The organism is Clostridium lacusfryxellense, assembly GCF_018861735.1.
Classification (GTDB): domain Bacteria; phylum Bacillota; class Clostridia; order Clostridiales; family Clostridiaceae; genus Clostridium_AD; species Clostridium_AD lacusfryxellense.
In genome coordinates this window covers 33,292-46,151 of sequence record NZ_JAHLEB010000041.1, presented here as the reverse complement: position 1 = coordinate 46,151, position 12,860 = coordinate 33,292, and the positions used below count along the sequence as shown (strand labels likewise).

Genomic DNA, 12,860 nt, shown 5'->3' with positions numbered 1-12,860 from the left:
TCCAGATCTTAAAGAAGCAGGAAAGAATCCGTTTATATTAGATTCTAAAGAACCTACTACTTCATTTAGAGAATACTTAATGGGCGAAGTTAGATATTCTTCACTTGCTAAAAGTTTCCCAGAAGTAGCAGAAGAATTATTTGTTAAAACAGAAAAAGATGCTGTAGAAAGATTAGCAGGATATAAGAAGTTAGCTAACCAATAATAATATAAGAATTGTAACTAAAGGAAACCCTAAGTGGTTTCTTTTAGTTTAAAAAGATACTAGATTAACATGTAGTTCACGTTTAATTGGTATTAATAACAATAATAACAGTGTTAAAATATTATCATTGTCGTCCTTATCATGTAAACGTTTTAAGAAATTTTTACAATATATTAAGTTATATTACTTCCAGTATAAATTTTGTTGCAAAAATACTATAACATTCTGTGAGTAAAAACATTATGTTGTTAGCACTGTATTAGTGTTTTATGAAATTCTTATTATTATGTTAAACATTATAAAAATGAAAAAAATAAATATATAATTTATTAATATTAAGGAATAGCTTATGATAAAGCCGTAGTTAAGGGGCTTGGAGAGATCATAAAGAATAAGATATAGTGATTTTAATAAAGGTATAAAGATATTCTAGTTGTCGAACACTTAGGTAATTGTTATTTCAGTTAAGTTAAAATCATAAAGGTATAAGTAATATTAAAAGTGAGAGTATTAATAAATATAATAATTTTAACAAATTTTAAAAATAAACATTGTTAACTAGTTAACTAATATAGAAATATTCTAAATAGTGTGTTAGTATTAATTAATAAAAGGTCAGACCATGATACCACTAATTAATTTTTAGAATTATATGCATAATGCAGGAGGAAAATTAAAATATATGTATATTGCAAACGTTTAAAGATATTAAATTATATCGCCAATATCGTTAAAGGTGTTGGCTATCTATAATGCTTTCATGTAGTCGATTTCAAAAATGCAACTAATCTTACTAATTAAAGGAGATAATAAGATATGAATATTTATTTATTATTTTTCATTGCACTTATTCCAATTGTATGGCTTATGGTGTCACTAGGTGTTTTAAAAATGCCAGGACATAAAACCTGTACTATTACACTTTTACTTACAATAATACTGGCAATAGTAGTTTGGAAGATGCCGGTAGGACAAGCGCTTACAGCAACTCTTGAGGGCGCAGCACTGGCATTATGGCCAATTATTGTTGTAATAATAGCAGCAGTGTTTACCTACAATCTTTCTATTCATACAAAAAGTATGGATGTTATTAAGAATATGATGACAGGAATTACAACTGACAGGAGAATATTAGTTTTAATTGTTGCTTGGGGTTTCGGAGGCTTTCTTGAAGCCATTGCAGGATTTGGTACAGCAGTTGCAATACCAGCAAGTATATTAGCCGCACTTGGATTTGATCCAATATTTGCTGCAATTATTTGTCTTATTGCAAATACAACACCAACTGCTTTTGGAGCTATTGGGTTACCTGTTACGACACTTGCAAAAGTTGCAGCAATTGATCCAGTTACTTTAAGTTATGCAGTTGGAATTCAATTATTTGTATTAATTGTGATTGTGCCCTTACTTTTAGTAATGCTCACAGGTAAAAGTGTTAAGGCAATTAAGGGAGTAGTACTTATTTCACTTGCATCAGGATTAGCTTTTGCAATACCAGAACTTTTAGTTGCAAAATATATGGGAGCTGAACTTCCAGCTTTAATTGGTTCACTGGTATGTCTTATTGTAACAGTTACAATAGCTAAAGTATTTTATAAAAAAACCGCAGCTAAAGATAAGGTTCTTATATCTACAAAGCAGGCAATAGTAGCGTGGGTACCTTTTATATTAATATTGACTTTTATACTAGTTACAAGCACTTTAGTTCCAGCAATAAATAAACCATTATCAACTATAAAAACTTCTTTTCAAATATACACAGGGCCTCATGCGAAGCTTAGTACCTTTACATGGATTGCAAATCCTGGAACACTTATAATTCTCGCAACATTTATAGGGGGACTTATTCAAGGGGCAAAGGCTAGCGAAATAGTAAAAGTATTTACAGATACATGTAAACAAATGTCTAAATCAGCAGTAACAATACTTGCAATAGTAGCTCTTGCAAAGGTAATGAGTTATAGTGGAATGATAACATCTATAGCTGTAGTTTTAGTTGCAGCAACCGGAAGCTTTTACCCTTTATTTGCTCCAATCATAGGAGCGCTAGGTACATTTGTAACTGGTAGTGATACATCTGCTAATGTATTGTTCGGTCCACTTCAAGTTGAAGTTGCGAAAAATCTGCATATGAGTCCCTATTGGTTAGCGGCTGCTAATACAGGGGGAGCAACAGCCGGAAAAATGATATCACCTCAAAGTATTGCAGTTGCCACAGCAGCCACAGGAATAGTAGGTGCTGAAGGTAAGATATTAAAAGCAACACTTAAATTTTGCCTAGTGTATGTAGCAATCCTAGGATTAATTGTATACTTTGGTGCAAAATACTTTACAATGTAGGAGGAATATAAATGACTAAAATCAAAATACCATATTCGAAGCGATTTTTAGAAATAGACGTTCCAAATAAAAATTTAAGGGCAATACTTGAATCAAAAGCTCATGCGTACAAAGTAGAAATAACTCAAGAAGAAATTGTTAATAAAGCACTTGATAATCCTATTGGTAGTGCAAAACTAGAAGATCTAGTTAAAGGTGTACAAAACTTAGTGTTGATAACTAGTGATCATACTAGACCTGTGCCAAGTAAAGTAACACTACCAATACTTCTTTCAAGAATTAGAAAAGCAAATCCGAACGTTAAAATAACTATATTAATTGCAACTGGTTTCCATAGACCTACTACAAAAGAGGAAATGATCAATAAATTTGGTCAGGAAATTGTAGATAATGAAGTTATTGTAAATCATGTATCAGAGGATTATAGCAGTATGGTCAGCGTTGGTACACTTCCATCTGGTGGAGAACTATTGCTTAATAAGATTGCGATGGATGCTGAGCTTCTAATTTCAGAAGGATTTATAGAGCCACATTTCTTCGCAGGATTTTCAGGAGGACGTAAAAGTGTGCTTCCTGGAGTGGCATCGGCTAAAACAGTTATGGCAAACCATTGCTCGGAATTTATAGCGAGTGAATATGCTAGGTCTGGAGTTATTGAAAATAACCCGATCCACAGAGATATGTTATATGCAGCTAAGGAAGCTAAGCTCGCTTTCATATTGAATGTTGTAATAGACAGTGAGAAGAATGTTATAAATGCATTTGCAGGGGATAGTGAACTTGCACATGTAGAAGGATGCAAATTTGTTATGGAACTAGCATCAGTTAAAGCTGTTAAAGCAGATATAGCTATATCAACTAATGGAGGATATCCACTAGACCAAAATATATATCAGTCTGTAAAAGGTATGACAGCAGCTGAAGCAACATGTAAAGATGGTGGAGTTATAATAATGGTGTCTGCATGTAATGATGGACATGGGGGTCAGTCATTTTATGACAATATAGCAAATGCTAAGAGTCCGAGAGAAGTTCTGGATAGGGTAATTAAAGTAGGAAGAAATGATACAGCACCGGATCAATGGGAATTTCAGATTCTTGCGCGTATACTTGACAAGTTTACAGTAATTCTTGTTACAGATATGTGTGACCCTGAAATGATAAAGAAAATGCATATGCAGCATGCATTTACCTTTGAAGAAGCACTTGAAAGAGCTTTCGAAATAAAAGGAAATGATGCTAGTATATCAGTAATACCAGATGGAGTTTCAGTTATTGTAAGATAACATTGAAACTTATAAGGTGAAAATAAAGTGAAGCAGACGTTAATCTCTGCTTCACTTTATTTTTGTTATTAATATAATTACTAGAGAGAAATATTTATACTAAGTTTAATAATTAAAGTTTAATAATTAGTCCTTCATAATTAAATAAATGAAGAAGAGTACACCTAATAATGCTGTTAGAGCGACAATAGGAGTTTCATGTTGATTTATCATCCTAGCTAATATATCGCTATAACAAGCAAATATGCGCACAAAACTAATGGAAATAATGGTATAATTTAATTCTATGATTACGAATTTTAGTTATAGCTTTTATATCTTTTACATATAAGAATGGATGGTGACTCTCTTAATGACAGACATGACAACTGGTAACATCTCAAAGCAGTTAATTCGGTTTACGATTCCGCTCATATTAGCAAATCTATTTCAGCTAAGTTATAATGCCGCGGATTCTATCATCGTTGGGAGGTTTGCGGGTACTGAGGCTCTAGCGGCAGTTGGTACTGCTAATCCAATTATAAATATCACTATTTTTTTTATAATTGGGATTTGCACCGGTGCTTCTGTTTTAATGAGTGAATATTTTGGAGAAGGCAATATAAAGAAATTTAAACGAGAGGTTTCTACTACTATGATAGCCGGATTTATATTTACGTTGCTACTGATTATCATATGTGTAATTCTAACAAAACCAATTTTAAGATTAATTAATACACCAGAGGAAATCCTTCTTGCGGCTACAAGTTACCTTAGAATTATATTCTTTGGACTAATTTTTACTTTTCTATATAATGTCTTTGCTTCAACACTACGCAGTATTGGAGATTCAAAAACTCCACTAATTTTTCTAAGTATAGCTTCAGTTTTAAACGTTGTAATGGATCTTATGTTTGTAATTATCTTTAAAATGGGGGTAAATGGAGCCGCTATTGCTACAGTAATTGCTGAAATGCTTTCAAGTATATTTTGTTTTATTTATGTTTATAAAAAAGTTCCTATGCTCCATTTTTCAAAGGAAGAAATAGTTCTAGATAGGGCCCTTCTTAACATTACAGCAAAATACAGCTGGGTTAGCGCCATGCAACAAACCTGCCTGTATGTTGGCAAGGTTTTAGTCCAGGGTGCAATTAACCCATTAGGAGTAGATGCTATTGCAACTTTTAACGCAGTTAATCGTGTAGATGATTTCGCTTTCACGCCACAGCAAAGCATAGCGGTTGCAATGACAACATTCCTAGCTCAAAATAGGGGGGCTAAAAAACATAAACGTATTAAACAAGGTTTCTGGATAGGCATGAAATTAGAAACTATATATTGGGGTTTAATTGGGATAGTGGTATACTTTGGAGCTCAAAATCTTATGCAATTATTTGTGCCAAGCAAAGACTCGAAGGTTGTAGAGTTTGGCGTAATATATCTTCAGCTTATGGCTTTTTTCTATATACTACCAAGTTGGACCAATGGAATACAAGGATATTTTAGAGGCATGGGGGATTTAAAAGTTACTTTACGGTCAACTTTCGTACAAATAGTTGCAAGGGTACTATTTGCATATTTACTTATTCCTAAGATGGGAATTGTTGGAGTTGCACTAAGTTGCTTAGCTGGATGGATAGTAATGTTAACATATGAAATTCCGCTTTGCATAAAACATAGAAGCACGTACTAGTAAAAAATAGGCATATGAAACTGAAAATATTATATTTTCAATTTCATATGCCTATAAAATTTAATTGCCTACATAATCTTGTCTAATCTTTTCTAAATCAGCATTTTTTAAATCATCTATAACAAGTACACCACCTACAATATTGCCATCCTTTATAATTGAGTAGATACCAGTTTTAGCAAAAGGAGTGTTTATCTTAACAGTACCTTTTTTACCTTCAAAGGTAGTAATATTTGTACCGGTGTCTGATGAAGCAATTTCAAAGGTTCCTTGCGGATTGTCGAAATCAACTAAATCAAAACTCATGGTTGTATTAACATTTTTGGCTACCACCGCAATTAATGGCTCAAATTCATATCCTGTACCTTTAATTGAAATAGTTTGATTGCTTCCTAAAATCACAGCTTTTTTAATCAACCTACTAGTTTCAACTTTACTAAGGTCTGTACCATAAATGCTTGTGGTTTGGGGAGTGTTATCAGTCGAGGCATCTTCGGTGCAACAAGACATTCCAGAGGATGGGGCAGGCACAGAAGAATCAACTTTTGAAGTATCAACAGTTTCTATATTATCAACCACTTTAATTACTCCGCGGATCATACCCATTCCACAGCTGAAGTTTATATCTTTGTCCTTTGGCGTAAATTCAATTACATTTTCGCCAGGTTTTAAGTTTTTTTGAATATCCAATGAAGGTGCAATTATTTGACTATTACAGGAATTTAATGCTTTGCCATCTATTATCCATTTCACAGGAATGTTTTTTTGAACATATAGGCCATTAGGTGTGTACCCAGCGCCATCGGCTGTCATTCTAATTATTTGAACTCCATTTTCTATAGTTGGTTTGGTAGGGGCAGTTGAAGTTTTCTGTGATGTTTTGTTACCCGAAAGGCTAGCAGCTATAGTAGAAGTTGATGGTACATTTATGCCTGCTAGTGCTAGTCCTCTAGTTCCCATTATGATACCTAGAACTACAACTAATATTCCGCTAAATTTCAATAGAGTTTTTGTATATCCTTTGCTAATGAGACCTGATAAAACACCAAAAGTTAACATTAAAGGTACTGTTCCAAGAGAAAATACTAACATTGATAATGCACCGTTTAGTGCGCTCCCAGTTCCTAAAGCATATAGTTGCATTGTTTGAAGTGGACCACAGGGCATAAGTCCATTTACAACACCTACTAAGAAAGGAGCTTTTGGCTTTTTCTTAATTGAGCAAGATGACCAGGGAAGTTTTATATTTAACTTTCTAAAAATACTATAGCCACCCATATTAAGTCCCATTACTATCATAAAGACCCCAGCAAAGATTTGAAGCCCTGCTTTAATTGATATTGAAAGTGAAAGTACTGAACCTAGAGCACCAACTAGTCCACCGATTATTGTATAAGATATAACTCTACCTGCATTGTATAAAAGGGCAGGTTTTATGGAATCAAATTTACTTTTGCTATCTTTATTTATGCTTTGAGATAGTGCTATTCCTCCACACATACCTACGCAATGTATTGATGTAAGAGCCCCAACAATGAATAGAACGAAATATGTAGCACCATTTAGTTTGGATTCCATATCAATTCCACCAGAGGTATTTCCAATTAATGCAATTGCGGCAACAATTATAAGCATACCTATTATTTTGTAATTATTAGAGCTTTCAGTGCTATAACCGGCCAATTTTATATTAGTTTTAATCTTTTCGGAGCTACATAGAACTGTATCATACTCTACATTTAGAAATTGACCACTGAAATTTGCCTTAGCTGTTTTTACACCGACTATTTTCTTAACGGCTTTTTCAACTCTTGACTCGCAGGATATACACGTCATGCCAAAGACTTTAATTTTTTCTTTTATAATGCTCACACTTTTCCCTCCTAAAACCTTTATTAGAATATTTTATATTTTATTCAATGAATTTTTATCATAAAAGTTTTTTGAATATGTAACTATAATTATTATAGAAAAAAGATGTGTAGATTATATAAAGATAAATGATTTTAATAAATATATAAATTTATTAAGACATTAGAAATATTAAGCAGACTATGAGAACAATTCCAAATATAAATAGAGAATAAGTTAAACTGTTCATGTTATAGCCTATGTCTTCTATTTTTCTTTTTATATTTATTAGTTCTGACGTTTCCTTATGCTCATCAATTTTAAATTTGTTAATATCTCCACGGCTAAATAAGGTAATAAACCGACTTTTCATTTTTATAATAATAGATTTTCCATAATCAATTTCCATTTTGCTAAATGAATCAACACCATTACCTATAAAAGCAACACTGTTAATTACTGCACCATCAACTATATGGAAAATATATGTGCTAATAAAAATTACACTTTTTCCTATTGGTACATATATATGTTTCTCTAGATTTAGCCAGTTTAGTGTTGGGTTAACATAATACCAATTACTTCCTTCACCTTTTTTTAGTACTCGCCTTATAAATACTGTATATATCATGATACCGATTAATATTATAATTATCGAACTTTTAACATTAGTGAAAGTGTAGAAATCAACAGCTATTGGGTGTGCATTCCCAAATGGCTTTAAAGATTTATCCAATACATGTAATATTGTGTTAGGGTTAAATCCAATATAAACACTCAATAAACTTAACATAATCATTGGAAAAAGTGTAATTTTAGTTATCTTTGCCTTTACCTTTTGGATATCATTAGTGCTTTTATCTATAAATACAGCTACAAATAATTTAAGTAAATAAGCTACTGTAAAACTACTACTTATTATAAACACAACTTCACATGATTTGAAAAATATTCCTCCATACATATGCTGAGCCTCAATAAGAGCCTCATGTAACAGAGTTTTGCTAGTGAAACCATTGAAACCAGGCATCCCTATAACTGATAAAACACCTATAAAAAATATCATCTTTAATAAGGGTTTATTAATACCAAAACCACCTATTTTATTTATACTAACCTCATTTAATACCATATAAATGGTGCCTGTACCCATAAATAATAAAGCCTTAAAAATTCCATGATTTATAACATGATACAATGTACCATAAATAGCGATAGTTCTGTGTTCCTTCAAAATGCCTATGAGTCCTATTCCAACAAGAATATAACCAATTTGGCTCATACTACTATATGCGAGAATTCTTTTAATATTTCGTTGCATAATTGCTAGAAAACCACCAATAAACATATTTAGAAAACCCAGAACTAGAATAATAATGGATATTATAAAATCACCACTCATAATTACTTCAATAGTTACTATAATTCCAAATATTCCTGTTTTAGCTAAAATAGCAGATAAAACAATTGTTGCAGGTGTGGGAGCTGCTGTATAGGCCTTTGGCAACCATATATGCAGGGGTACCATACCCGCCTTTACGCCAAATCCTATGATGATCAAAGTTACAATAAGATACTTTATATTGCCTAAATGTCCTACGCTAGAGCTAAGTTCGCTGATGTCCAACGTTTGCGTAGAATTGTATAGCAGGAATAATCCCATAAGTAAAATAAGCCCACCAGTCACGGCCATTACAATGTAAGTATTGCCCGCTTCATGCGAATATTCATCTTCGTCGTTAATTATTAGTGCATATGACGTAAAAGACATAATTTCGAAAAAAGTAAATAAATTTAAAAAATTTTCTGATATGAAAATACCAATAGCGCTTCCTAGGGTTAACATAAAAAACAAATAATACCTATTTCTATTTTTATGATTTACTAAATACTGTGTTGAGTATATCGTAGTTAATAACCAGATTACAGATGTAAGCCAAACAAACACATATCTAAACATGTCTAATTTCAAATGAAGACCCTTACCCATAACATAAGGTATAGATACTTCTATCGTTTGTACTGAAACATATTTATACAACATGCTAGTAACCAAAAATATAATAGTTGTCATAACAACATTAAAGATATCTCTATACTTTTCACTTCTCATTCCTATAGCGAACCCTATAAATGATCCTATTAAAGGGAATAGCAAAATAAATAGTAAATAAATAGTTGAATTCAATATAATACCCTCCTCTCCTAAAGTACATCGCTAGCAATTTCTTGTATAAATGGGATAACCATATTAGGAAATAATCCTAGTAAAACAACTATTACGGTTATCAAAACTATAGGAATTAACATTTTAATTGGTGCATCTTTAACTATAATATCATCCCCTTTTTTAAAAAAGGCTTCTGTTATAATCGGCAGGAGGTATAAGGCAGTTAATAATGCGCTTAAAAGCAATATTGCAGGAAAGATCATTTTCCCTGATGTAAGTCCACCTTGCGCAAGATACCATTTACTAACAAAACCATTTGTTGGGGGGATACCTATTAGTGATATGGAAGCTATGGCAAAACAGCCCATTGTTATTGGCATCTGTTTGCCAATACCTCTGATTTGACTAATATTAGTTTTACCTGTAGTGTACATTATTGCTCCAACACAGAAAAACAGAACAATCTTAATTACTGCATGATTAATTAAATGAAGCAGACTTCCAACAAAGGCGTCTTCATTTAGCAAAACGATACCTAGTAGAATATATCCTAATTGGCTAATAGTTGAGTAAGCTAATCTCTTTTTTAAATTTTCTTGATGCAATGCTAAGAATGATCCCATTAAAATTGAAAGTACAATTAGAATACTTAAAAATATATTTACATGAAGATCCCTAATTATTTCTGCTCCGAATATAAAATAGCTCATACGAAGAATAGCAAAAATACCTGATTTTACAACTGCCACTGCATGAAGAAGTGCACTGACCGGTGTTGGTGCAACCATTGCTGCAGGTAGCCATGAATGAAAGGGAACCAGTGCTGCTTTAACCCCAAATCCTAAAAACATAGCAACATAGCTAACTAAATATAGACCTTTATTATCGCCTGTAAGTGCTGGCAAAATACCATGGGCATTAAATGTTGTATCATTAGTAACACTGAACAATAAAACCATTCCAAGCAAAACCAATGTAGCTCCTACAAAGGAGTATATTAGATATTTTTTACCACTTTTCAAAGCTTCTTTTGAGTCTGCATGGATTACGAGTGGAAAGGTCGATAGTGTAAGAAACTCATAAAAAGCATAAAGAGTTATAAGATTTCCTGAAAAGGCAATTCCCATTGTTACTCCTAGTGTTGCAAGAAAAAAAGTATAGAATCGTCTTTCCTTACCTTCGTGTTTCATATATTCCATGGCGTAGAAGGTAGTAAAAATCCATAAAATTGCGACTAATAAAGAAAATACTATGCTTAATTTATCTATCTTAAAGTAAATATCTAAAAATCCATTTATTTTAATTAGATGAACTCTACTTTTCCCAAATATATAAAATATAGTAACTAGAAAAATAAAATTTAATATAACACCAATGCTAACAAAAACATTTCTTTTTTTTTCACCTAAGTCCATTGTTGCCATAATTATTGCTAATATAAATGGAAACAATATTGGTATTATGATTGCTATATTATTCAATTGATAAGCACCTCCTCTACTGAAATCCTAGACTAATTAAATTTATAATACCGCTAGAGGCGAGCCCTACAGAAATCATAGAAATCACTAGGAAAATTACGGGCATCAATTCTTTTAAAGGTTTGCTCTTAGATTTATATATTTTACCTTTTAAATTGTCTTCTCCAAAATAACCATTTATAACAATTGGGAAGTAATATACAGCATTTAATAAACTGCTTATCAAGATTACTGCAATTAAAATAGTGTTTCCAGCTGATATAGATGCTAAAGATAAGTGCCACTTACTAATAAATCCAGGCAATATTGGAATTCCTATCATAGATAAAGCACCAATAGAAAATAATCCTAATGTAAAGGGCATTTCTTTCCCTATCCCCTTTAGATGATCTAGGCTTTTGTGGCCAGTTTGTTCTATCATTGCACCAACTGATAAAAATAGAGCCGATTTTGTTAGTGCGTGACCAATAATATGAAATATAGCAATTGAAACTCCTATATCACTACCAAGACCTATACCTAAAAATATATAACCCATTTGCGCCACAGTAGAATAAGCTATAACCCGTTTTATATTCTTTTGAAAGATAGCAAAAATCGAGCCCATTATCATGCCTAGACTTCCTAATATAAGGATGATATTTAATACTGAAAAGTGATTAAGTATTTCAATCCCAAAAACTCTATATAATACCTTAATCATAAGTAAAACAAATGCTTTTAGGACTAAGGAAGATAAAATTGCACTTGAAGATGATGGTGCACTTGAATGTGCGTCCGGAAGCCAGTTGTGAAGTGGAAACATAGCACTCTTAACTCCGAGACCAATAATGAATAAAACAATTGCAATTAGTACTGCATTTGGGTAATTAAGGTATGTTTTAATTAGTTCTTTATGGATGTAGTTTATATTCAAATGTCCAGTCATTGAATATAAATAAGCAATTCCCATGAGAACAAGGCCTGATCCTAAACAACTCATAATTAAATATTTTAAAGTTGCTTTTATATTTTCTTTTTTGTCTTTAACGATAATAGTGCCACAGGATGCTAGGGTTCCTACTTCTATAAACACAAAACAATTAAATAAATCATTAGAATATACTACTCCTAATAAGGAACCTATTAAAATGTTTATAAGTAAATAGTATAAAGATACTTTCGATTCTTTAATTTCCTTTTCTATAACATAGACTGAATACCAAATTATCATAAGTGCAACAAATGAAAAAAGTAAACCCATCATAGCCTCAATTATTCCAATACGAAATTCAATTCCATATGGTGCATTAAAATGTCCAATTCTATATAAATATTCACCGTTATTAATAACAAAAACTAAATTTATTAGCGCTAAGATCATTGATAAAGACATTGATATTAAACTAACGCCCTTAACAATCTTTGTTTTTTTTATTAAAGGCATTATAAATGCTGTAATAAATAATATTAGTATAATAATAAGTGGAAAACCTTTAATGAAGCTCATCATACTCACCCCTTGTTTTCATAATTTCATCTAATTCAATGGTACCGTATCCTTCATACAATTTTATTGTTAACGCAAGTGCAAATGCTGTTGTACTAACAGCTACAACTATACCAGTAAGCATTAGGGCGGAAGGGACAGGATTGATATAACCTTGAACTCCTTTATGCACGCCTATAATAATTGGAGCATCGAGTCCTATGATATATCCTTTGGCAATAAAAAATAAAAAAACTGCTGTATCCATTATATTCATTCCAATTATTTTTTTTATTAAATTATTATGCAATAATAGTATTGCAAACCCAATTCCGAATAATATAATTGAGCCAGTTTCATAATAATTATTTATTATACCTTCCATAA

General features: G+C 31.9%; 10 protein-coding genes. 4 read left to right on the top strand and 6 right to left on the bottom strand.

Annotated features, from left to right (window positions below):
- The 3 genes from KPL55_RS18700 to larA all read left to right on the top strand — a co-directional run.
- Window positions 1-205, top strand: a 205-nt coding sequence (locus KPL55_RS18700) for a hypothetical protein (RefSeq protein WP_216308264.1), incomplete at its 5' end; no start/stop codon positions are given.
- 816 nt (window positions 206-1,021) lie between these two features.
- Window positions 1,022-2,545: an L-lactate permease gene (locus tag KPL55_RS18695; RefSeq protein WP_216308263.1), complete on the top strand. Its 1,524-nt coding sequence runs from the start codon at window positions 1,022-1,024 to the stop codon at window positions 2,543-2,545.
- An 11-nt stretch (window positions 2,546-2,556) separates the two neighbouring features.
- A complete protein-coding gene (gene larA, locus KPL55_RS18690) occupies window positions 2,557-3,831 on the top strand; it encodes a nickel-dependent lactate racemase (RefSeq protein ID WP_216308262.1) in 1,275 nt (424 codons plus the stop codon).
- Between the two features lie 126 nt (window positions 3,832-3,957).
- On the opposite strand, the gene KPL55_RS26085 is transcribed toward larA, so the two are convergent.
- Window positions 3,958-4,092 carry an iron chelate uptake ABC transporter family permease subunit gene (locus KPL55_RS26085; protein ID WP_376770472.1) on the bottom strand — a complete coding sequence of 45 codons (135 nt, stop codon included), beginning with the start codon at window positions 4,090-4,092 and terminating at the stop codon, window positions 3,958-3,960.
- Between the two features lie 91 nt (window positions 4,093-4,183).
- On the opposite strand from KPL55_RS26085, the gene KPL55_RS18680 reads away from it, so the two are divergent.
- Entirely contained in the window at window positions 4,184-5,503 is a 1,320-nt protein-coding gene (locus KPL55_RS18680; RefSeq protein WP_216308261.1) for an MATE family efflux transporter, read from the top strand.
- A gap of 60 nt (window positions 5,504-5,563) precedes the next feature.
- Here KPL55_RS18680 and KPL55_RS18675 read toward each other — a convergent pair whose 3' ends face one another.
- The 5 genes from KPL55_RS18675 to KPL55_RS18655 form a co-directional block, all read right to left on the bottom strand.
- A complete protein-coding gene (locus KPL55_RS18675) occupies window positions 5,564-7,375 on the bottom strand; it encodes an urease accessory protein UreH domain-containing protein (protein ID WP_216308260.1) in 1,812 nt (603 codons plus the stop codon).
- A 154-nt stretch (window positions 7,376-7,529) separates the two neighbouring features.
- Window positions 7,530-9,542 (bottom strand): complex I subunit 5 family protein, encoded by a 2,013-nt coding sequence (locus tag KPL55_RS18670; RefSeq protein ID WP_216308259.1) that lies wholly within the window; start codon window positions 9,540-9,542, stop codon window positions 7,530-7,532.
- Between the two features lie 17 nt (window positions 9,543-9,559).
- Complete coding sequence (locus KPL55_RS18665) at window positions 9,560-11,005, bottom strand: proton-conducting transporter transmembrane domain-containing protein (RefSeq protein WP_216308258.1); 1,446 nt, start codon at window positions 11,003-11,005, stop codon at window positions 9,560-9,562.
- 16 nt (window positions 11,006-11,021) lie between these two features.
- A complete protein-coding gene (locus KPL55_RS18660; protein ID WP_216308257.1) occupies window positions 11,022-12,497 on the bottom strand; it encodes a complex I subunit 5 family protein in 1,476 nt (491 codons plus the stop codon).
- Window positions 12,481-12,858, bottom strand: a complete 378-nt coding sequence (locus tag KPL55_RS18655) for a sodium:proton antiporter (RefSeq protein WP_216308256.1) — start codon at window positions 12,856-12,858, stop codon at window positions 12,481-12,483. Before KPL55_RS18655 ends, KPL55_RS18660 begins: the two co-directional genes overlap by 17 nt.
- Window positions 12,859-12,860 lie beyond the last annotated feature (2 nt).